Source organism: Sphingomonas sp. SAFR-052, from assembly GCF_051965015.1.
GTDB lineage: Bacteria > Pseudomonadota > Alphaproteobacteria > Sphingomonadales > Sphingomonadaceae > Sphingomonas.
Window position 1 is genome coordinate 247,887 of the sequence record NZ_JBQCMO010000001.1, and the last position, 22,213, is coordinate 270,099.

Annotated in this window: 19 protein-coding genes; 9 read left to right on the forward strand and 10 right to left on the reverse strand. The window is 67.0% G+C overall.

Translation table 11 applies throughout. The annotated features are described in order from the left end of the window. Positions 1-26: 26 nt before the first annotated feature. From ACTHQV_RS01035 to ACTHQV_RS01050, 4 genes are all read right to left on the reverse strand, one after another. A complete protein-coding gene (locus ACTHQV_RS01035) occupies positions 27-722 on the reverse strand; it encodes a carbonic anhydrase (RefSeq protein WP_440487938.1) in 696 nt (231 codons plus the stop codon). Positions 723-822: 100 nt separating this feature from the next. After that, positions 823-2,169: an ATP-binding protein gene (locus tag ACTHQV_RS01040; RefSeq protein ID WP_440487939.1), complete on the reverse strand. Its 1,347-nt coding sequence runs from the start codon at positions 2,167-2,169 to the stop codon at positions 823-825. A 1-nt stretch (position 2,170) separates the two neighbouring features. Then, positions 2,171-2,881: a response regulator gene (locus ACTHQV_RS01045; protein ID WP_056456369.1), complete on the reverse strand. Its 711-nt coding sequence runs from the start codon at positions 2,879-2,881 to the stop codon at positions 2,171-2,173. Positions 2,882-3,084: 203 nt separating this feature from the next. Beyond that, positions 3,085-4,857: a M14 family metallopeptidase gene (locus ACTHQV_RS01050; protein ID WP_440487940.1), complete on the reverse strand. Its 1,773-nt coding sequence runs from the start codon at positions 4,855-4,857 to the stop codon at positions 3,085-3,087. 219 nt (positions 4,858-5,076) lie between these two features. Here ACTHQV_RS01050 and ACTHQV_RS01055 point away from each other — a divergent pair, with 219 nt between their 5' ends. Genes ACTHQV_RS01055 through ACTHQV_RS01070 form a run of 4 tightly spaced genes read left to right on the forward strand, consistent with a single transcriptional unit; the run spans position 5,077 to position 9,663 of the window. Continuing rightward, on the forward strand, positions 5,077-6,648 hold the full coding sequence (locus ACTHQV_RS01055) for an MFS transporter (protein WP_440487941.1): 1,572 nt from the start codon (positions 5,077-5,079) through the stop codon (positions 6,646-6,648). After that, a complete protein-coding gene (locus ACTHQV_RS01060) occupies positions 6,645-7,793 on the forward strand; it encodes an HlyD family secretion protein (RefSeq protein WP_440487942.1) in 1,149 nt (382 codons plus the stop codon). Before ACTHQV_RS01055 ends, ACTHQV_RS01060 begins: the two co-directional genes overlap by 4 nt. Next, positions 7,790-9,157, forward strand: a complete 1,368-nt coding sequence (locus ACTHQV_RS01065) for an efflux transporter outer membrane subunit (RefSeq protein ID WP_440487943.1) — start codon at positions 7,790-7,792, stop codon at positions 9,155-9,157. The genes ACTHQV_RS01060 and ACTHQV_RS01065 overlap by 4 nt, the downstream gene beginning before the upstream one ends. Continuing rightward, positions 9,154-9,663, forward strand: coding sequence for a GNAT family N-acetyltransferase (locus ACTHQV_RS01070; protein ID WP_440487944.1), 510 nt, complete (start codon positions 9,154-9,156; stop codon positions 9,661-9,663). Before ACTHQV_RS01065 ends, ACTHQV_RS01070 begins: the two co-directional genes overlap by 4 nt. Before the next feature lie 77 nt (positions 9,664-9,740). Here ACTHQV_RS01070 and ACTHQV_RS01075 read toward each other — a convergent pair whose 3' ends face one another. After that, positions 9,741-10,469, reverse strand: coding sequence for a TetR/AcrR family transcriptional regulator (locus ACTHQV_RS01075; RefSeq protein WP_440487945.1), 729 nt, complete (start codon positions 10,467-10,469; stop codon positions 9,741-9,743). A 49-nt stretch (positions 10,470-10,518) separates the two neighbouring features. On the opposite strand from ACTHQV_RS01075, the gene ACTHQV_RS01080 reads away from it, so the two are divergent. The 5 genes from ACTHQV_RS01080 (at position 10,519) to ACTHQV_RS01100 (ending at position 17,052) form a co-directional block, all read left to right on the forward strand. Further along, a complete protein-coding gene (locus ACTHQV_RS01080) occupies positions 10,519-11,721 on the forward strand; it encodes an efflux RND transporter periplasmic adaptor subunit (protein WP_440487946.1) in 1,203 nt (400 codons plus the stop codon). A 6-nt stretch (positions 11,722-11,727) separates the two neighbouring features. Continuing rightward, positions 11,728-14,937, forward strand: coding sequence for an efflux RND transporter permease subunit (locus ACTHQV_RS01085; RefSeq protein ID WP_440487948.1), 3,210 nt, complete (start codon positions 11,728-11,730; stop codon positions 14,935-14,937). 2 nt (positions 14,938-14,939) lie between these two features. Further along, complete coding sequence (locus ACTHQV_RS01090; RefSeq protein ID WP_440487949.1) at positions 14,940-16,403, forward strand: efflux transporter outer membrane subunit; 1,464 nt, start codon at positions 14,940-14,942, stop codon at positions 16,401-16,403. A gap of 63 nt (positions 16,404-16,466) precedes the next feature. Continuing rightward, on the forward strand, positions 16,467-16,730 hold the full coding sequence (locus ACTHQV_RS01095; RefSeq protein WP_440487950.1) for a hypothetical protein: 264 nt from the start codon (positions 16,467-16,469) through the stop codon (positions 16,728-16,730). A 136-nt stretch (positions 16,731-16,866) separates the two neighbouring features. Next, the gene (locus tag ACTHQV_RS01100) at positions 16,867-17,052 is read left to right on the forward strand and encodes a hypothetical protein (protein ID WP_440487951.1); all 186 of its coding nucleotides are present in this window, start codon (positions 16,867-16,869) and stop codon (positions 17,050-17,052) included. A gap of 641 nt (positions 17,053-17,693) precedes the next feature. Here ACTHQV_RS01100 and ACTHQV_RS01105 read toward each other — a convergent pair. From ACTHQV_RS01105 to ACTHQV_RS01125, 5 genes are all read right to left on the reverse strand, one after another. Then, on the reverse strand, positions 17,694-18,062 hold the full coding sequence (locus ACTHQV_RS01105) for a hypothetical protein (RefSeq protein WP_440487952.1): 369 nt from the start codon (positions 18,060-18,062) through the stop codon (positions 17,694-17,696). A gap of 11 nt (positions 18,063-18,073) precedes the next feature. Beyond that, the gene (locus tag ACTHQV_RS01110) at positions 18,074-19,573 is read right to left on the reverse strand and encodes a L,D-transpeptidase family protein (RefSeq protein WP_440487953.1); all 1,500 of its coding nucleotides are present in this window, start codon (positions 19,571-19,573) and stop codon (positions 18,074-18,076) included. Positions 19,574-19,691: 118 nt separating this feature from the next. After that, positions 19,692-20,222: a response regulator transcription factor gene (locus ACTHQV_RS01115; protein WP_440487954.1), complete on the reverse strand. Its 531-nt coding sequence runs from the start codon at positions 20,220-20,222 to the stop codon at positions 19,692-19,694. Further along, positions 20,219-21,514 carry an ATP-binding protein gene (locus ACTHQV_RS01120; RefSeq protein WP_440488299.1) on the reverse strand — a complete coding sequence of 432 codons (1,296 nt, stop codon included), beginning with the start codon at positions 21,512-21,514 and terminating at the stop codon, positions 20,219-20,221. Before ACTHQV_RS01120 ends, ACTHQV_RS01115 begins: the two co-directional genes overlap by 4 nt. A gap of 10 nt (positions 21,515-21,524) precedes the next feature. Beyond that, complete coding sequence (locus ACTHQV_RS01125; protein WP_440487955.1) at positions 21,525-22,205, reverse strand: SURF1 family protein; 681 nt, start codon at positions 22,203-22,205, stop codon at positions 21,525-21,527. Positions 22,206-22,213 lie beyond the last annotated feature (8 nt).

Sequence of the window (22,213 nt, forward strand, 5' to 3'; positions counted from 1 at the left end):
TCGCCCCGCCGATCTTGCGGGAACGGCTATTCGGCGGCTTCGGCCGTCACGAAATCTGCGGCAAGGCGCTTGGCGGCAGGTAGCGCCACCGGCAGCGGCTTGTTCGGCTTGATCGGGGCGAAGCGGCCGGTCGTGCCGTCGAGCGCGAGGATCGAGCCTTCATGGATGTCGACGAACCAGCCGTGCAGGGTCAGATCACCCTTGGCGATCCGCGAGGCGACCGCCGGATGGGTGCGCAGGTGCGAAATCTGCACCACGACGTTTTCGAGGCTGGCGGCGCGGACCGCGGCGGCATCGTCGAGATCGGGATAGCTGTGCTGGATCACCGAATGGGCGGCATGGCTGTGGCGCAGCCAGGCGGCGACGCTCGGCAGCCCCTCGAGCGTTTCGGGCTTCATCAGCGCGCCCATCGCGCCGCAGCCCGAATGGCCCGACACGATGATGTCGGTGACGCCGAGCACGGCGACGGCATATTCGACGGTCGAGGTCGTGCCGCCATTCTGCTGGGTGAAGGGGGGAACGATGTTGCCGGCGTTGCGGATGACGAACACGTCGCCCGGCTTCGCCTGCAGGATATGTTCGGGGACGACGCGCGAGTCCGAGCAGGAGATCATCAGGACCTTCGGGCTTTGCCCATCGGTTGCGAGCTTCGAATAGAGGTCGGCGTCACTGCCGAACACCTCCTTTTCAAACCCGAACACCCGGCCGATCACGTCGTTCACGCTGCGTCTCCCTCAAACTTTCCGGCGGGTGTCAGCCTGCCGCTTTGGAGTCAGGGTATAGCCGCGCCAATCTTGCTGCGTTCGACGGCAGTGTAACAAATTATTGCTTGGGGCCGAACGGCGCCGGCAGGACGATCGCGGCGCACAGTCCGCCGGCGGCGCGGTTGTGTAGTTCAAGCCGCCCGCCTTCGGCATCGACCGCACGTTGGACGATCGACAGGCCGAGGCCGAAGCCGACCGTATCGCGTTTGCGCGCGGTATCGAGCCGGACGAACGGTTCAAGCACGTCGCCGAGCGATTCGTCGGGAATGCCGGGGCCGTCATCCTCGACGCGGATCACGGTTTCGCCTTCCTCCACGGCCAGTGTCAGGGTGACGCTGCCGCCATAATGGATTGCGTTTTCGACCAGGTTGATGACCGCGCGGCGGAAGCCTGATCGGCGGACGGCGCGCTCGAAATGGTCGGGGCCGACATAGGTCGCGTCATGGCCGTGGTCGGCGGCGTCGTCGACGATGCTGGCGCACAGGACGGCGAGGTCAACCAGCACCGCGCGTTCGGGCTCGCTCTCTCCGCCCAGGAACGCGAGCAGCGAGGTGACCATCGCCTCCATTTCGGCAAGGTCGTTCTGCACCGTTTCGCGCACGTCGCGATCGGGAATGGCATCGGTGCGCAGCCGCAGCCGGGCGAGCGGGGTGCGAAGGTCGTGGCCGACCGCCGCCAGCGCACGGGTGCGTTCGTCGATCAACCGGTGGATGCGCGCCTGCAACCCGTTGAATGCGACGACGAGGCGGCGGACCTCGCTCGGCCCCGCTTCCTCGACGATCGGCAGCGACGATCCGCCGCCGGGGCCGAACCGGTCGACGGCATCGGCCAGCTGCCGCATCGGGCGCAGCGTGCGTCGGATCAGCAGCCCGCCGACCACCATCAACGCGATCGCCGGGATCAGCGCCAGCAGGATGCGCCCGATGGCGAGGTCGAAGGCACGCAGCGGTTCGAGCGTGCGGAAATAGAGCCAGCTGCCATCGTCGAGCCGCAGCGCGCCGCTCACCACCGATCGCCGGCCCTGGCCGATCAGGGTCAGGTGCAGGCCGGTCGGGGCGAGGCTCGGCTCCCATGCCAGCACCTGCTGCTCCATCTCGCGCAGTTCGGTGCCGCTGGCGGGCAGTTCGGGCGCGGTCGCGCGCCATTGGACCGCATAGCGTTCGGTGGTCAGTTCGGTCGCCATGCCCGCGCGTTCGGTGACCGGGCGTTCCTCGACGATGCGCCGGGCGATGACCAGATGTTCGGCCAGCCGGCGCGCTTCGTCGTCGCGGACCGAAAACTGGCTGGCGCGTTCGTAGAGAAGGACCGACACGCCGAATTCGATGACGATCGTCAGCAGCAGGATCGCGACGATCCGCCCGATCAGGCCGACGGGCAGCGCCGGTATCCGCCGCGCCTCCGCCACCTCAGCGCCGCTCGACCGGCACGTTCAGCATGTAGCCGACGCCGCGCACGGTGACGATCGGCGGCGTGCCGCCCGCGGTCGAAAGCTTGCGGCGCAGGCGGCTGATGAGCACGTCGATGCTGCGATCGGACGAATCTCCCAGCCGGGTGCGCGAGAGTTCGATCAGCCGTTCGCGCGCGATCACCCGCTGCGCATGGTCGAGCAGCACGACCAGCAGGTCGAATTCGGCACCGGTCAGGTCGACCGCCGCGCCGGTCGGCGAGGTCAGTTCGCGGCGCGGCAGGTTCGCGGTCCAGCCCTCGAAGCTGTACACGCCTTCCTCGCGCTGCGCCGCCTGTGCGTTCAGTTCGCCCCGGCGCAGAACGGCGCGGACGCGGGCGATCAGTTCGCGGGTGCCGAACGGTTTGGGAAGGTAATCATCGGCACCGAGTTCGAGGCCGATGACGCGATCGACCTCGCTGCCCTTGGCCGAGACGAAGATGATCGGGACCGCGCTGTTCTGGCGAATCTGGCGGCACAGGTCGATGCCGCTGGTGCCCGGCAGCATGATGTCGAGCAGGATCAGGTCGACCGGGCCCTGTTCCAGCGCCAGCCACATCTCGGGCGCGGCGGAGCAGGTGCGGACATGATAGCCGTTTTCCTGCAGCGCGCGGGCGGTCAGCGTGCGCAGCGCGGGGTCGTCCTCGACAACGATGATCGACGGGGCGGTCATTGAACGAAACTCTGCTTGGTCATGATGGTCCGATTTCGCCAACGAAAGCGCCGTTCGTCCGGAGTAGCCGCTGAGCTTGTCGAAGCAGCGCATCGAAGGACCGTTGTGCCAGGTGCTTCGATACGGGCCTTCGGCTGCGCTCAGTCTCTACTCAGCACAAACGGTTGGGTTGCCGCAGGTGTAGGGGAAGGCCGCAACGCCGGTCAATTCACCTCGCGCCCGATCGGATACAGCAGAAACCGTTCGTCATAATAGGGCGTCCGGGCATAGAACCATTGCAGCCGGGCGGTTGCGTCCTTGGCGAACGTCGGATCGGCGGCGAGTTTCGCGTCGAATTCAGCTTTCAGCTTCGGATCGCTCGCCAGCATTCGGTCGGCGAGCGGGGCGATGGCATAGCCTTCGATATATTCGGTGCGGGCAAGCATCGCCGGCGCCATGTTCCATGCCAGCACCCCGTCCTCGCTTTCGGGTTCGAGCAGGAAGGCAGCGAGCAGCCCCAGCGGCTGGTCGGCAGGAACGCGGACCGATCCCGTCGGCATCGTCTCACGGCGGCGTTCGTGAACGATCGTGGCCTCGAGCGGGACATGGCCTTCGCTTGCCGATTGCAGTTTCGGTTCGGTCGCGCGCGCCATGTCGAGGTCGAGCGTGCGGGGGGCGTCGATCGGCTCGTAACGGATGCCGTGCAACTTCAGCAGGTCGATGACGTGCGGCAGGGTGGCGGATACCCACCATGCGCGGGGCAGCGAGACGGTCTTGTCGGGCAGGCTGCCGAACACCGGCATCTTGAACGTCACTGGCTTGGGCAACCAGCGCAGTTCGTCGCGGCCGGAGGCGGGCGAGCGATAGCTGACGTGCGCCAGTCCGAGAAAGTCGACGCTGTAGAGGGGGGTCGGATTGGGCTTCCATGTCATCGTCGCGGTCGCCGGGCGGTCGGCGCGGTCGGCATCGATCGCTGCGCGCAATTCGGCGGCACGATCAGCGGCAATGCGCAGCGATTCCTCGACAAAGACATAGGTGCCGAGCACGCGCTGGCGATAGGGCTTGAGCGAATGCGTCTCGACCAGCACCGTCGGGATGTGCGCGATATCGCCATAGCCGGTCGAGAAACGCGGCGTGTCGACGTCCTGGCTCATGCCCTTTTCCGGCTCCCGGTTATCAATCGTGCTGACATAATAGCCGGGGGTGTGGCCGCTCCGCTTCAATGCGGCATCCATCGCCGGGCGCAGCCGCTGGTCGAGGAACCGGCCGATCGCCGCAGAGCGGGCGTAAAGCCCTCGCCAGCCCGAAAAGGCGTAGGTGACGTCATAGCGATGATCGATGCCGTCGGTGACGTGCAGGTCGAGATATAGCACCGGGTCGAGCCGGCGGATCAGGCCGATCATCGCCTGCGTCTCGGGCGCGTCGGCCTTCAGATAATCACGGTTGAGGTTCAGATTCTGCGCGGTCGTGCGCCAGCCCATGTCCTTCGGCCCGCGCTGGTTCGGGCGGTTGTAGGGGCCGGAGCGTTCGTGGCCGTCGACATTGTAGATGGGGACGAACACCAGATCGACCTTGTCGAGCAGCTTGTCCTTGCTGCGCAAGGCGATGTCGCGCAGCAGCATCAGCCCGGCGTCCTTGCCCTCGATCTCGCCGGCATGGATGCCGGCTTGCACTAGAACCACCGGCTTGGGCGCGGTCCCCTTGTGCGCACGGACGGCGTAGAGGTCGCGGTCTTGCGGGCTTTTGCCGAACGTCTCGATGGTCAGCAGCGGCGAGGCGGCGACCAGCTTGTCGATCCAGGCGCGGGTCGCGGCATAATTGGGGGTGGTGACGAAGCCGCTGGCTTCGGCGGGGGTGATCCACGGATCGCCGGCTTTGGCGACCAGCTTCTCGCTGGCGCCGTGCCAAGGGCGGACCGGGGGGAGTGGTGCCTCAAGCGGGGTCTGGGCGGTGGCGGCGGAGGCCAAGAGGGCGGCGGCAAGGATCAGGAAACGCATGGCTTCATGGTAGCGGATGTGCGGTGCGATGCCAGCCTGGCAGGCACCGACGGCTGAATCCATTGCTGGTCCGGAACGATCCGTTCCGTAACAAGTTGTTGCTCCGCAATATCCCTGTATGGAGCCACGGCGATCGCCACGGCCTATGAATTCAAGCCGCACGAACGGCCGTTCCTGCCCGGTTCGCCCGCCACGCCCGAGCACCCGTTCGCGCGTCGCATGGGCTATTTCGCGATCGGCATGTTGCTGGGCATCACCGGCGGGTTCAATAACGGGCTGCTGATCGCCAACCTGCCGCAGATCCAGGGGTCGCTGGGGCTCACCCCGGTCGAGGGCGGGTGGCTGACCGCGATCTATTCGATGACCAGCGTGTGCATGTCGATGCTGCTCATCAAGTTCCGTCAGCAATTCGGATTGCAGCGCTTCACGCGTATCTTCCTGTTGGCCTTCCTGATCCTGAACGTGTTGCAGGTGTTCGTGCACAGCTATGGCGTGCAGTTGATCGTGCGCGGAGCGGCGGGGGTCGCGGGCAGCGCACTGACGACGTTGTGTTTCCTCTATATCATGCAGGCACTGCCCGCCGCGGCGCGGCTGTCGGGGATGATTATCGGCTTCGGCGCGTCGCAGGTGGCGTTGCCGCTGGCGCGGACGCTGTCGCCGTTGCTGCTGGCCGATGGGCGGATCGAGGCGCTGTTCCTGTTCGAACTTGGGCTGACGCTGATGTGCCTCGGTTCGGTCGCCTTGCTGCGGTTGCCGCCGTCGGAGCGGACGCCGGCGTTCGAGCGGATCGATTTCCTCACCTTTGCGCTGTTCGCGCCGGGCATCGCGCTATTATGCGCGGTGCTGGTGCAGGGGCGGATCCAGTGGTGGTCGACGCCGTGGCTGGGATACGCCACCGCCGCCGCGATCCCGCTGATCGGGGGCGCGCTGCTGATCGAGCATAACCGTGCCAATCCGTTGCTCAATACGCGTTGGATGCTGGGGCGCAACATCGTCCGCTTCGCTGTCGTGGCCGCTTCGTTGCGCATCCTGCTGTCCGAACAGACGTTCGGCACGGTCGGGCTGCTGACCGTGGTCGGCATGGGCAACGATCAGCTGGTGACGCTGAGCCTCGTCATGACGATCGCGTCGATCGCGGGGCTGGTCGTCTGCCTGAAGACGCTGAACATGCAGGATCTGTACAAGCCGGTGGTGATCGCGGTGGCGCTGATCGGCATCGGCGCGTGGATGGATTCGGATTCGACCAACCTCACGCGCCCGTCGAGCCTGTATGTCAGCCAGTCGATCATCGCCTTTGCCGCGCTCTATTTCCTGGGGCCGATGGTGATGATCGGCATCTTTCGCGCGCTGGCGCGGGGGCCGAGCCATATCATCAGCTTTTCGGCGATCTTCAGCATTTCGCAGACGATGGGTGGCCTCGCCGGCACCGCGCTGCTGGGATCGTTCCAGATCGTGCGTGAGAAATATCATGCATTCGAACTGACCCAGAGCCTGACGGTCACCGACCCGCTGGTCGTGCAGCGTATCCAGCAGCTTGGAGGCGCCTATGCCCGCGTGCTCGGCGATCCGGCGCTGCGCCAGGCATCGGGCGCGGGGCTGCTCGGGCAACAGGTGACGCGCGAGGCCAATATCCTCGCCTATAACGATGTGTTTCTAGGCGTCGCGATCCTCGCGGCGGCGATGGTGGTGTGGCTGGGCGCGCTGTGGCTGCGCTTCCGCCTGAAGGGCGTGAACCCGCTCGCCGCCGATCTTGCCGCCGTGCAGCGCATGCGACAGCAGCAAATGTCATGACCGATACCCAATTGACCGAAGACGAAAAACAGCGGCTGACCGATCCGGTCGAGGTGCCGCGCGAACCGGCGCGGGCGCGCGGCTGGGCACCGCCGCGCGGGTCGCTGAAATCGACGATCGGCTTCGTCGCGCTGCTGCTCGGCGGCATCGCGCTGGCGCTGTACGCATGGGGGCTGTGGCCGTTCGGCAGCGCGATCCAGGCGACCGACAATGCCTATGTCCGCGGACAGACGACGATCATCGCGCCGCAGGTCAACGGCTATGTCACGCAGGTGCTGGTCCGCGATTTCCAGGATGTGAAGGCGGGACAGGTGCTCGCGCGGATCGACGACCGCATTTATCGCCAGCGTGTCGATCAGGCGCGTGCCGGTCTGGCGGCGCAGCAGGCGAACCTCGCCAATTCGCAGCAGAGCGAGCGGTCGAGCGAGGCGAGCCTGGGCGGACAGGCGGCGGCGGTCGCCAATGCGCAGGCGCAGCTGGCCCGCGCACAGGCCGACATGGCACGCGTCAACGATCTGGTGCGCGAAGGTTCGGTGTCGCTGCGCGAACGCGACCAGACGCTGGCGGCGCTGCGGGCGGCGCAGGCGGGGGTGTTGCAGGCACAGGCACAGCGCAGCGTCGCGCAGGAACAGGTGCGCACGGTGACGGTCGGACGCGGCGGGCTGAACGCGGCGGTCGAGAATGCTCGCGCCGCGGTGCGACTGGCCGAGATCGACCTGGCCAACACCATCATCCGCGCGCCGCAGGACGGGCGGCTGGGCGAGGTCGGGGTGCGGCTGGGGCAATATGTGACGGCGGGGACGCAGATGATGTTCCTGGTGCCGCCGACCGTGTGGGTCTCTGCCAATTTCAAGGAAGCCCAGACCGCGCGCATGGCACCGGGCCAGCCGGCGACGATCCGCGTCGATGCGTTGGATCGTGCGGAGTTGCGCGGCCGGGTCGAACGCATTGCGCCCGCCGCCGCCAACGAGTTCGCTGTCATCCGCGCAGACAATGCCACCGGCAATTTCGTGAAGGTCGCGCAGCGTATTCCGGTGCGGATCGCCATCGATGCGAAGGACCCGCTGTTCGCACGATTGCGGCCGGGCATGTCGGTCGAGGCGCGGGTCGATACCCGCAGCGGCGTGTCACCGGCAGCGCGGTGAGAGGCGCGATCGCCCTGACGGCGCTGGCGATGCTCGTCGGCTGTGCCCCGGCGCAGCGCCCGCGTCCGGAGGCGGCGGCGGTGGTGCCCCCGGCGGCGTGGCGCACGCCACTGCCGGGCAGCGCACCGATCACCGCGAACTGGTGGCAGGCGTTCGGCGATCCCGAACTGACCCGGCTGGTCGAGGCGGCGCTGGCCAACAATCCCGACATCGCCATCGCCGCCGCGCGGGTGGCGGAGGCGCGCGGACAGGAACGGGTGGCGCGCGCGGCACGCTTTCCGACGCTCGACGCCGGGGTGGGGCTGATCGAGCAACGCGCGCTCAACGCGTTCGGATCGGCGACGACCGGCACCTCGCTGCAACCGGTGTTCCAGTCGGCCTATGAGATCGATCTGTTCGGACGGGTCGGGCAGACGATCGCGGCGGCGCGGCTGACCGGCGATGCCGCCGCTGCCGCCGCCGACAGCGCGCGGCTGGCGGTCGCCGCCGCCACCGCCAGCGGCTACGTAACGCTCCGCGGCCTCGATGCGCGAATCGAGACCGTACGGGCGACGATCGCGTCGCGGGGCGAGGCGTTGCGCATCGCCCGTTCGCGCGCGGAGGCGGGCTATACTTCGCAACTCGAACTGCGACAGGCCGAGGCGGAATATGCCGGGGTGACGCAGACGCTGCCACAGCTCGAATTGCTGGCACGTCGGCAGGAAAATGCGTTGGCGTTGCTGACCGGCACGCCGCCGCGGACGATCGATCGCGGGCGGGCATTGGAGGCGCTGGTGCCGCCACCGATCCCGGCGGGGCTGCCGTCCGACTTGTTGCGGCGGCGCCCCGATATCGCGCAGGCCGAGGCGACGCTGGCGGCGAGCGATGCGTCGTTGGCCGGCGCACGCGCGCAGTTTCTGCCGTCGCTGCGGCTGACCGGATCGACCGGCGAGGTGTTGTCGAGCGCGCTGCCCAGTCCGGTCGGCATCTGGTCGATCGGGGCGAGCGTGCTCGCGCCGCTGTTCCGGGGCGGGCAGTTGCGTGGGAATTACGATGCGGCGACCGCCCGAAGGGATCAGGCCGCCTTCGCCTATCAGCGCAGCGTGCTGACCGCGTTTCGCGAGGTAGAGGATGCGCTGGCGGCGGTCGACCGGCTGGCGGTGCAGCGGCGCGCGCTGGAGACGCAACGCACCGCCACGGCCGAGGCACTGCGCCATGCGACCAACCGCTACCGTGCCGGCTACAGCCCGTATCTGGAGCAGCTCGATGCGCAGCGGGCGCTGTTCAGCGCCGAATTGTCGTTGGAACAGGTGCGCGCCGATCAGCTGACCGCGCTGGTTGCGCTGTATCAAGCGATGGGCGGCGGCTGGGGGGCGGGGACATGATCCGCGTGGCGACGGAGGACGACATTCCCGCGTTGCATGCACTGGTCGAGTCGGCGTTTCGCGGCGACTCGGCGCGGGGCGGATGGACGCACGAGGCCGATCTGCTGGACGGGCAGCGGACCGATCCGGCGGCGCTGGCCGAGGCGATCGCCGATCCCGATCGCGCGATCTTGATGACCCAAGACGCCAGCGGATGCGTACAGGTGTCGCGAGTGGCGGCGGACCGTGCGGCGCTGGGCCTGCTGGCGGTACGGCCGGACGTGCAGGCGGGCGGGCTGGGACGGCGGCTGGTGGCGGCGGCGGAGGCGCATGCCGTGCGGACATTGGGCGCCCGGCGGATGGAAATGACGGTCATCGCCGCGCGCGGCGAACTAATCGCCTGGTATGAACGGCAGGGCTATGTCCGCACCGGCGAGACGCGGCCGTTCCCAATGGACGATCCGCGATTCGGCCTGCCGCGTCAGCCACTGTCGTTCGTCGTGCTGGAACGCGACCTGCTGCGATGACGCCTCAAACGACAAGCCCCGCCCGGGGGACCGGACGGGGCCTGCAACGGCAGCGCAAGGGAGTGCGCAACTTCGATTTAGTCCACTGCAACAAATCCGCAATGGTTCTTTTGGAGACCCGGGTACGCCGGGCTGTCCAACAATTGGTCAACCCAGCGCTCGACAAGGGTCATCAGCCGCGAATAGGCGCTCGCCTCGTCGAAATCCGGGTCCGCGACACGGCGGTGCATGATGCCCGCACCGACCGTCAGGATCATTTCGGCAAGCTCGGCGCGCGACTCGGCTTGGTCGGGGCGGGGGGCAAGGCCGGTCAGCGACAGGATCAACGCCTGCTTTACCCGGCGATTGATGCCGTGCGCGATCGCCTTGATCCGGTCGTTGCGCGCCGCCTCGGCGATGATCTCCGGCATCAATTGCCGCGACTCGATATCCCTGCCGCACTGCAAAAACATGCGCAGCCACGCGCGGATTGCGTCGACATTGCCGGTTTCGACCGCCTGCTCGATCTCGGCCTCGTGCAGGAAGGTCGCGAGGTCGGTTTCGACGATCGCGGCGACGATCGCCTCCTTGTCGGCGAAGTCGCGGTAGATTTGCCCGACCTTGATCCCCGAAACCGCCGCGATCTGCGCGACTCCGGTGCCGTGAAAGCCGTGTTCGGCGAACAACGTCCGCGCCACCGACACCAGCTTTTTGCGGCGCTCCGTTGCTTTACTCGCCCGGCATGCTGCCCCGCACTGCAACAAATTCACGTCCGATTCACCTGTAACCTCTTGCCACTTTCCGCCGGCCGGCGTACGCGCCGCCAATGTGTGAGTGATCGATCACTCACGTTTAGCACATCCGTCGAGGACGTTCATGAAAAATCGCATGGCCCCATTGGCACTGGCGCTCATCCTTTCGGCCTGTGGCGGGGGCGGTGGCGAACAGCAACCGCAACAGGGCGCGCCGCAGGGGCCGCCACAGGTCGGCTTCGTGACCGTACAGGCGCAGCCGGTGACGCTGACGACCCAGTTGCCGGGCCGTACCGCACCCTATGAGACGTCCGACGTCCGGCCGCAGGTCAACGGCCTGATCCTCGCCCGGCTGTTCCAGGAGGGCGATTATGTCCGCCAGGGTCAGCCGCTGTATCGCATCGATCCGTCGCCCTATCAGGCGGCGGTGGCGAGCGCGCGTGCCGCTTTGTCGCGGGCGCAGGCGTCGATCGCGTCCACCCGCAACCTCGCCCGCCGCTATGGCGAGCTGGTCAAGATCAATGCGATCAGCCGGCAGGAATATGAGAACGCGGTGACGGGCGCGCAGCAGGCCGAGGCCGACATCGCCGCGCAACAGGCCGCGCTGCGCCAGGCGCAGATCGACCTGTCGCGCACGACCATCAAGGCGCCGATCTCGGGCCGGATCGGTCGGTCGGTCTATACCACCGGCGCGCTGGTATCGGCGGCGCAGACCGAGGCGCTGACCACCATCCAGCGGCTCGACCCGATCTATGTCGATATCCAGCAGTCGAGCGCCGACCTGTTGAAGCTGCGCCAGCAGATCATCGACGGCGACCTGTCGCGTGGGAGCGGTGCGGCGCGCGTCCGGCTGAGGCTGGAGGATGGCAGCACCTATCCGATCGAGGGGACGTTGAAGTTCACCGACGTGACCGTCGATCCGGCGACAGGGACGCAGGCGATCCGGGCGGTCTTCGCCAACCCGCGCGGGCTGTTGCTGCCGGGCATGTATGTCCGCGCCGAACTGGTCGAGGGGACTAGGGCGAATGGCATCCTCGTGCCGCAGCGCGCGGTGACCCGCGATCCCAAGGGCGTGGCGACGGTGCTGGTGATCGGCGGCGACGGCAAGCTCGCGCCGCGCACGCTGACCACCGAGCGCACCGTCGGCGACGCATGGCTGGTGACCGGCGGGTTGCAGGCCGGCGACCGAGTGGTCGTCGAAGGCGCGCAGATGCTCCAGCCGGGCACCCCGGTGCAGGGCTACCAATGGAACCCGCAGACCGCCGGCGCGGCACCCAAGGGCGCTGCCCCCGGTGCCGCCGGCGGTCCGCAGGCACAGGCGAAGTAACCGCTGATGTCCCGCTATTTCATCGACAGGCCCATCTTCGCATGGGTCATCGCCATCGTCATGATGCTGGCCGGCGCGATCGCGATCCGTAGCCTGCCCATCGCGCAGTTCCCCGAAATCGCACCGCCCGCGGTCGCGATCACCGCCACCTATCCGGGTGCCGATGCGGAGACGCTGGAGCGCACGACGACCCAGATCATCGAACAGCAGCTGCGCGGTATCGATAATCTGCGCTATTTCTCGTCCTCGTCCTCCTCGGCAGGGACGGTGACGATCACGCTGACGTTCGAACAGGGCACCGATCCCGACATCGCGCAGGTGCAGGTCCAGAACAAGCTGCAGGCGGCGACCCCGCTCTTGCCGCAGGAGGTTCAGCGGCAGGGGATTCAGGTCACCAAGTCCGCCGCCAGCTTCCTGCTGGTCGTCGGTCTCGTGTCGACCGACGGATCGCACAATAACAACGACCTGTCCGACATGGTCGTGTCGCAGTTCCAGGACCCGATCAGCCGCGTCACCGGCGTCGGCGAATTGCAGGTATTCGGTGCGCAATATGCGATGCGCATCTGGGTCGATCCGCTGAAGCTCAACAGCTATCAGCTGACTGTCGGCGATGTGACCGCGGCGGTACAGGCACAGAACGCGCAGGTTTCCGCCGGGCAGATCGGCGCGCTGCCGGCGCCCAAGGAGCAGATGCTGAACGCCACGGTCAGCGTCCAGTCGCGGCTGCAAACCCCCGAACAATTCGCCAATATCCGGCTGAAGACCAATGCCGACGGCGCGGTGGTCCGGCTGGGCGATGTCGCGCGAGTCGAGATCGGCGCGGAGAATTACGGCTTCGACGTGCAGTATAACGGCCGTCCGGCATCGGGCTTCGGCGTCCGGCTGGCAGCGGGCGCCAACGCGCTCGATACGGTCGAACTGGTCAAGGAGCGCGCGCAGGAAATCGGCCGCACGCTGCCGAGCGATGTCAAGGTCATCTATCCGTACGACACGACGCCGTTCGTCCGCCTGTCGGTCGAACAGGTCATTCACACGCTGATCGAGGCGGTTGTCCTCGTCTTCCTCGTCATGTTCCTGTTCCTGCAGAACTGGCGGGCGACGATCATCCCGACCATCGCCGTGCCGGTGGTGCTGCTCGGCACCTTCGCGGTCATGGCGGTCGCGGGGTTCACCATCAACACGCTGACGCTGTTCGGCATGGTGCTGGCGATCGGCCTGCTGGTCGACGACGCGATCGTCGTCGTCGAAAACGTCGAACGTCTGATCCAGACCGAGGGGCTGTCGCCGAAGGAAGCCGCGCGCAAGTCGATGGACGAGATCACCGGCGCGCTGGTCGGCATCGGCCTCGTCCTGTCGGCGGTGTTCCTGCCGATGGCGTTCTTCGGCGGGTCGACGGGCGTCATCTATCGCCAGTTCTCGATCACGATCGTGTCGGCAATGGTGCTGTCGGTGATGGTCGCGCTGATCCTCACGCCGGCACTGTGCGCGACGATCCTGAAACCGCATGATCCGCACAAGCTGGAACATGGCAAGGGTCCGCTCGCGCGCTTCTTCCGCTGGTTCAACGACCGGTTCGAACGCGGCCAGCACAAATATGAAGGCGGCGTCCGGCGCACCACGCGCAACTGGAAACGCTCGATGCTGGTCTATCTGCTGATCGTCGGCGGCATGGTGTTCGTGTTCACGCGCCTGCCCTCGGGCTTCCTGCCCGACGAGGATCAGGGGACGGTACTGGCATTGGTGCAGGGCCCGGCAGGGTCGACCAGCAGCCGTACCGAAAAGGGCCTGAACCTGGTGCGCGACCATTTCCTGAAGCAGGAAAGCGGCAACGTCGCGGGCGTGTTCACGATCAACGGGTTCAGCTTTGCGGGACAGGGGCAGAATGCCGGTCTGGTTTTCGTCAACCTGAAGCCGTGGGAAGAACGCAGCGGCGCCGAGAACAAGGCGCAGGCGATCGTCGGTCGCGCGATGGGCACGTTCGCAGGGTATAAGGACGGGCTCATCTTTGCCCTTGTCCCGCCTGCGGTGCAGGAACTGGGCAACGCCACCGGCTTCGATGCGCAGCTGGTCGATACCGGCGGCATCGGGCACGACCGGCTGCTCCAGGTGCGCAACATGATGCTCGGCATGGCGGCACAGGACGGTCGCGTGGCGCAGGTGCGGCCGCTCAGCCTCGACGATGCGCCGCAGCTGAAAGTCAATATCGACGAGGACAAGGCACGTGCGCTGGGGCTCGACCTCGCCGACGTCAACTCGACGATTTCGACCGCATGGGGCGGCGGCTATATCAACGACTTCATCGACCGGGGACGCGTCAAGCGGGTCTATATCCAGGCCGATACCCCGTACCGCCTCAGCCCAGAGGATGTCGGCGACCTGTATGTCCGGAATGCAACCGGACAGATGGTGCCGTTCACTGCCTTCTCGACGCTCGACTGGGTCAATGCACCGGTGCAGCTGACCCGCTATAACGGACAGTCGGCGATGCAGCTGCAAGGGTCGCCCGGACCGGGGCTGAGCACCGGTGCGGCGATGGAGGCGATGCAGGAAATCCATGCCAAGCTGCCGCCGGGCACCGCGCTCGAATGGACCGGGCTGTCGTATGAAGAACGCCTGTCGGGTGGGCAGGCGCCGGCGCTGTACGGGCTGTCGCTGCTGATCGTGTTCCTGTGCCTTGCCGCCCTGTACGAAAGCTGGTCGGTTCCGATCTCGGTCATGCTGGTGGTGCCGCTCGGCATTCTCGGTGCGCTGCTGGCGGCGTGGCTGACGGGGTTGAACAACGACATCTATCTGCAGGTCGGCCTCATCACCACGATCGGCGTGTCGGCGAAGAACGCGATCCTGATCGTCGAATTCGCCGAGGAGCGGATGGGCGACGGCATGGGTCCGGTCGAGGCGGCGGTGGAGGCGGCGCGGCTGCGCCTGCGCCCCATCCTGATGACCTCGCTCGCCTTCGTCTTCGGTGTGCTGCCGCTGGCGCTGTCGACCGGGGCGGGGGCCGGCGGGCAGAATGCGATCGGTCGCGCGGTGGTCGGCGGCATGTTGTCGGCGACGATCCTCGCCATCTTCTTCGTGCCGATGTTCTTCGTCGTCGTCCTGCGCCTGTTCGGCCATGGCGGCAGCGACAAGGACACCCCGTCCGCCAACCGGGACATGGAACCCGAAGGCGGCAACCGGTCCTCCGACGGCGGTGAACCTGCGCCGCAGGGGGCATGACCATGAGCAACATGATGACGCTGCGTAGCCTGATCCTCCTTGCCGCCACGACCGCGCTGGCGGGGTGCAACCTTGCGCCCAAGAACGTGCGGCCCGAGGGGGCGATCCCGCTGACGTTGCCGCAGGGCGGGGCCTATCCGCCGCTGGGTGCCGAACAGGCGGACGTGACCGCGATCGCCTATCGCGAATTCTTTACTGACCCGCGGTTGCAGGCGGTGATCGCGACCGCGCTGGAGAATAATCGCGACTACCGGGTGACGGCCGCCAATGTGCTGGTCGCGCGCGCGCAATATCGCGTAACTCGCGCGAGCCAGGTGCCGACGACCTCCGCCAATGGTGGTGTCACCTATACCAACAACCCGTTCGGTGCGCTGGGCGGGGCAGGGGGTGCCGGCGGACAGGCGGGTGGCGCGGGCGGGGTGCCGGCGCAAACCGGCAACCTCGAAATCTATCAGGCATCGGTCGGCTTCTCCGCGTTCGAACTCGACCTGTTCGGTCGGGTCCGCAACCAGAGCCAGGCCGCGCTCCAGGAATATTTCGCGACCGAGGAAGCACAGCGGGCAGCGCGGATATCGCTGGTCGGCGAAGTCGCGACGGCATGGCTGACCATGGCCGCCGATCAGGACCAGTTGCGGCTGTCGCGCGAGACGCTGACCAGTTTCGGGCGGACGCTCGAGCTGACGCGTGCACAGTTCCGTGTCGGCGTCATTTCCGAACTGGAGGTGCAGCAGGCCGAGACCAGCTATCAGCAGGCACGCAACGACATCGCTGCGCTGACTGCACAGATCGCGCAGGACCAGAATGCGATCAACCTGCTGGCCGGCACGACCATTCCCGTCGAGCAACTTCCGTCCGAACTGGGCGAGCGCGATCCGGTGATCGGCAATCTGCCGACCGGCGTGTCGTCGGCGGTACTGTTGCGCCGCCCGGACGTGTTGCAGGCCGAACGCCGCCTTTATGCCGCCAACGCCAATATCGGCGCGGCGCGGGCGGCACTGTTCCCGACCATCTCGCTGACCGCGACGCTCGGCACGATCAGCACGGCGCTCGGCGGGCTGTTCGGGGCGGGGACCCAGAACTTCTCGATCTCGCCCGCCGCCACCCTGCCGCTGTTCGACGGCGGCCAGCGGCGCGGCAATGTCGAGGTCGCCCGCGCGCAGCAGCTGGCTGCGGTCGCGACCTATGAAGGTACGCTCCAGACTGCGTTCCGTGAGGTCGCCGACGCGCTGGCGACGCGCGGCACGATCGACGAACAGCTGTCGGCACAGATCGCCCGGGCGCAGGCGGCGACGACGGCGGTCCGCCTCTCCGACGCCCGCTATCGCGCCGGGATCGACTCGTTCCTCAACACGCTCGATGCGCAGCGCACCAGCTATGCCGCGCGACAGACGCTGGTCCAGACGCGCCTCGCCCGCGCGACCAACCTGGTGACGCTGTACCGAACGCTCGGGGGCGGACTGAACTGACCCCCCCTTGCATCGCCCGCCGATCGGCATATGCTCTCCGGTATAACATAAAGGAGAGGAACGATGAATCCGATCGAACCGGGCGATGCCGCGGGCGAAAAGAGCATGGTGATCCTGCAGAGCCTGCTGTGCCTGCTGCGCGAAAAGAACCTGTTGTCGCGCGCCGATATCGAGGAACTGGCCGCCAAGGTCGCCCGCCGCGCCGCCGAACATGATCGCGATCCGCTGCCGTGCCAGTCGGATGCGGTGGTCGCCGCTGCCAGCGAGATGAACCGGCTGGGCGCCTATATCGGTGGCCGCTATGGCGGGAAGCACCGTCGCATCTGACGCTGCGCCCGGCGGTGTAATCACCACGTCAGAATTCGAAGCAACAGGCATCTCTCGCAGCCGTCATGCGTTAAGGGCAGGTCCGGTTGCACCGGGCGAGTTAGAATGGGCGGCAAACGCCCCATGAGAGGTTGTCGTGTCGTTGATCGGACCGGACGAAATGTCCTATTTTGTGCGCCGTGCGGAACAACAGTTGGAACTGGCCCAGCAGGCCGACCATGAACAGGTTGTGCATGCGCATTATGAACTGGCAAACCTGTATCTCGACAAAGCTTATGCAGATCGCGGGGCGGTTGTCGAGGTCGGCGCCGCTGCTGCCTGATCGTTCGTTGGCGGTGTGGTCGGCGGGTCGTTAGTTGTTGCCTTCGGGTTAGGAGGCGCGGCGACCACGGCGCTGTCCTCTCAGTATGGCGCCGCCTTCGACGGTTGTGCGCCGCCCTAAACTTTGCCGTTCCGGCAAAGACGAGAACGCTGCCAGAACCATTCTACCGTGTCCCCGCGAAGGCGACTGTCGGATGCGTAAGCCGTTGTTGCTCTGGGTTCTCGACCCCCGCCTTCGCAGCGGTGCGGACAGGTCCGGATGGTTTGCGGCGAATTTCTACAACGGTCTCGTTTTCGCAAAACTTTCGCGACAGTTAGATCTTCAATCGCAACTTCGTTGTAGCCCGGCGGAGACCGGGGGCCAGTTGGCAAGGCTTTCCGTAAGCTACGGACGTCCCGCAACTGGGGCCCGGCCTTCGCCGGGGTACCGGGAATGCGGTTGGTAAGGTCCCGCCAAGGCTCGAATATCCCTGTGATAGAGTGCCGCAGGCGTTGCCATCCGGCTCAGCCTTCGCTGGGGTGGCGGTTCTGACCAGACAGACCAGACTTAAGCCGACGATCTGACCGGGTCCTACCCTTCAACCAGCATCAATCGACGTAGTCAATTCAACTGTGCAGGTTGGGTCAGCGTTGGCCGGTCGCCTATTCCCCCTGCTGGTTCGCCATCGCGCCGTCGTCGACCTCCGCATCGTCCGCCGCCTTTTCCTCGCCGCGCGTCGAGCGCGAGGTCATGCCGGTCGCGGAGGCGTCGTCGAGGACCTGCTGGTCGGGCTCGATCGGCGGGGGCGGGGGGAGTTCCTCGGCGGGAGCGACTGCGCTCAGATTTTTGGTTACCGGCGGTGCGGCTTCGTAATTCTCCTCGGGCAGCGGCGTCGGCGGCGGCGATTCCTCGTCGAACGCGCTGTTTTCGATCGGGGCCTCGTCGACATTCTCGTTCGAACAGGCCGCAAGGCCGGTCGCCAGCAACAGGCCGCTGCCGGCCAGCAGCGCTACGCGCCATCCGCTCTTCATCGTCATCCCCCTTATCGTGCCGCCAACTGGCTGGCCTCGGCGCGCGCGGCGATCTTGTTCGCCAGCACGCCGTCCCATTTATACGGATCCTCGCGGAAGCTCATCGTGCCGTTGGGCGTCGCGAAGGCCGTCCAGTAAAGCAGATAGACCTTCACCGGATCGGCGACCTTGGCACGCACCGTCTTGCCCAACGCCAGCGTCGTGTCGATCTGTTCCGCCGGCCATTCTGGCGTCGTGCGCAGCAGCAGCCGCGCGAGGTCCTCGGGCTTTTCGAGGCGGACGCAGCCATGGCTGGCCAGCCGGTCGAAATTGGCGAAGCCCGACTGGACCGGCGTATCGTGCAGATAGACCGCGAACGGATTGTCGAAATCGAACTTGAACCGGCCGAGCGCGCTGCGTTCCGACGCCTGTTGCAGACGACGGCCACCGCCCTCGGTCTCGATCACGCGGAAGCCGTTGCGTTTCAGATAACCGGGATTGGCGCGTTCCTTCGGCCACAATTCCTTGTCAGCAATCGACGACGGCACGTTCCATGGCGGATTGAGCACGATCGAATGGATCGTCGAAGTCAGCATCGGCGTCTCGTCGCCCGGCCGCCCGGTCACCGCCTTCATTGAGGTCACCGGCTGGTCGCCGTCGAACACGGTCAGCACGGCGGCGGCGATGTTCACCTGGATGCGGTTCTTTTCCAGCTCGGTCGGCAGCCAGCGCCACCGTTCCATGTTCGCCTTGATCTGCTTGATCCGCTCTCCGACCGGGACGTTCAGCGAGGCAATGGTCTGCGCGCCGACCTGTCCGGCGGGGTTCAGGCCGTAGCGGCGCTGCGCACGACGGACCGCATCGAGTAGCGACTGGTCGAACGTGTCGCCGCTCGCGGACAATTCGGGATCCTCGAGCGCCAGCCGCTTGCGTAGTGCCGCGACCTGCGGCCCGCGGCCGCCCATGCGCAGTTCGGAGCCGGCGGCGACGGTCGGCCAGCCGCCATTGGCGGCGATCTTGCGATAGCGGGCGAGGCCGGTAACGAGGGTGTCGTACCCGGCATAGGGCGGCGGCAGCGAGGCGACCCATGCCGCAAGACGATCTTTCGCCACGGCGTCCCGGAAGGCGGGCAGCGGGTCGTAGGATTGCGGCCGCATCGCCCAATCCTTCTGGAAATCGGCACTGTCGAGCCGCCCGGCGCGCACCGCATGGGCATGGTCGAGCGCGGCCTGGACCAGCGCCGGTCCGGAGAGGGCACCGAGCAACGGTTCGCGGTCCTTCAGCCCCTGCGCCACGGCATCGCGCGCGAGCAGCCGTGCGAGTTCGCTTTCCTGAGCTGCGGTCAGCGTCGGCAGCGGCAGCGGCGCCGGGATCGGCTGCACCATCGGCGTGGTCGTCGGGACAGTCGGCACGACCGGCGGCGGCAGCACCTGTGCCGATACGCTGCCGGCAAGGGTCAGGCCAGCGCCGGCGAGCAGAGCACGCCGCAGCGTGGCGGCGAAACGGAGGCGGTGTTCGGTAATCGCTTTCATCCCAGACTCTTTTGGTACGGCGGGCGTCCTATACGGATTCCAACCTGCCGCACGATGAACCGTTCCCCTTTGTTGCCTTGTTACCACAAGGCGGGACCGGTTTCGAACCCCTAAGCGATCAGGAAAGATGCCGCTTGTCCAGTTTGCGGGCGAGGGTGCGGCGATGCATGCCCAGCCGCCGTGCCGCTTCGGAAATGTTGAAGCCGGTATCGGCCAGCGTCTGATGGATATGTTCCCATTCCAGCGTCTTGATCGATGTCGGCGCGGCGGTCAGGTCGGCCTCGATATTGCCCTCCACCTTGGCGAAGGCGGCCTCGATTTCATCGGTGTTGGCCGGCTTGGTCAGATAGTTGGTCGCACCCAGCTTGATCGCCTCTACCGCCGTGGCGATGCTGGCGAAGCCGGTCAGGACGACGATACGCAACGTCGGGTCGATCGCCGACAGTGCGGAGACGCAGGCGAGGCCCGACGCGCCGCCCAACCGCAGGTCGACGACGGCATATTCGGGTTCGAACCGGCGCGCGACATCGTCCAGCCGATCGGGGCCGTCGATCACCTCGACCGCATAGCCGCGGCGTTCGAACGAGCGGCACAGCGTCCGGGCAAAGGTCGCGTCATCCTCGACGATCAGCAGGCGACGGTCGGTCATTTCGTCTTCTCCAGCGCCAGCGACTCGATCGGCAGGAGCAGCGTCGTCTCCGCGCCGCCGCCGTCGCGGTTCACCGCCTCGATCGTGCCCCCCAGCGGCCGGAGCACGTTGGTGGCGAGATAGAGGCCCAAGCCGGCACCCTGCCGGTCCTTGCTGGTATTATAGGGTTTGCCGAGGCTGGAGAGAATGCGGTCGGCAAAGCCGTTGCCGTCGTCGCGCACCGTCAGCCGCAGCATCGCCCCGTCGCGGAGCGCTATCAGCGCGATGTCGCGCCCGCCCGCCTCGACCGCATTGTCGAGCAGGTTGGTCAGCGCCTGCGCCAGCGCACGGTCGGCGACGATCGGCACGTCGGGACCCAGGCGGTCCTCGAACGCCGCGCGCATGGGATCGCTGCCACGCCAACGGTCGAGCGTGTCGGTCAGGAAGGTGCGCAGCGTGGTCCGGGTCGGCGCCTCGCCCTTCACCTCGCCGGCGGCGAACAGGATGCCCGACACGATCTCCTTGCAGCGCGCAACCTCGGCGCGCATGTCGTCGACCTCGGCGGCGAAGCGCGGGTTGCGGCGGATCGCGGGCTCGTTCTTCCAGTCGCCAAGCAGCACCGAGATCGAGGAGAGCGGCGTGCCCAGTTCATGCGCCGCCCCGCTGGCGAGCAGGCCCATCCGCACGATATGCTCCTCCTCGACCGCGCGCTGATGCAGTTGCGCCACCTTGGTATCGCGGTCGCGCAGATTGGCGGCGATCCGCGTGACGAATGCGACCAGCAGCGTCGCCGCCAGCACGAAATTGATCCAGTTGCCGAGCAGGAAGGCTTCCGACAGGCTGCTGGCATAGGCGGGCGGTAGTTGCAGCGGGCGATGGAACGGCCCGAGCAGCGCGAAGGCGGCGCTGGTTATCGCGACCAGCGCCCAGCTCGACCAGACCTTCAGCAGGATCGCGCCGATCACGACCTGCAACAGATAAAGCGAGACGAACGGGTTGCGCGCCCCGCCCGACAGATAGAGTTGCGCGGTGAGCGCCGCGACGTCGAGGACCAGCGCCGCGAACAGCGGCAGGTTGGTGTCGCTCCACCGCGAGCGGCGGGCGAGGGTGGCGAGGTTGAGCAGCACCAGTGCCGCCAGCACGCTGGCCATCGGCACGAGGGGCAGGCGGATGCCGAGCAGCCCGTCGACGACGAGGATCGTCGCCAGCTGACCACCGACCGCCAGCCAGCGCAGCTGGACCAGCAGCAGCATGTTGCGGCCGACCCCCTCGGCCGGCGGCGCATACTGGACGGGCGAGGCGGCGGGCTGCATCGGGCGCATGTTACGCCCGTTTGTTCGGCCGCGCGACAAACCATGTCATGCCCGCAAGCAGCGCGGCGAGCCCGAACCACGTCAGTGCATAGACCAGATGGTTGTTGCGGAAGGTGACCACCGTCAGCCCGCCGCGTGGCCACACCGTGCCGGGCGTCGCGGCGGCATCGATGAAATAGGGCGCGACATTCGTCAGGCCGCGTTTGGCGGCGATCGCCGCGACGTCACGCGAATACCAGCGATCGACCGCGGGATCGTTGCTGCGCAGGAAGCCGCCGCCCGGTTCGGACAGGCGCAGCAGACCGCGGACGGTGACGGTACCCGATGGCGCCGGCACCTTGCCGCGCTGTTCAGGCGGCACGAAGCCGCGATTGACGAGGACGGTGAAGCGCCCGGCATCGAGCGGGGTCAGCACCCAGAAACCGCCGCCAAGCGCGGTGGCTGCCTGGGTATAGCTATCGGAGTTGATTCGGTAGCGGCCGGTGACGATGACCGGTCGATAGACGTCATTGGTCGAAATCGCGTCCCATGCCGCGGGCGGCGGGGCGGGGACGGGGGGCGAGCGCAGCATCGTTTCGGTCCGCTGGATCAGGTCCAGCTTCCACGTCCGACGCTGCAACTGCCATACCCCCAGCGCGAGGAGGCCGGCGATGACGCATCCGATCAGCGTGAGCGTCAGGATGCGTCGCATGGCCCCCG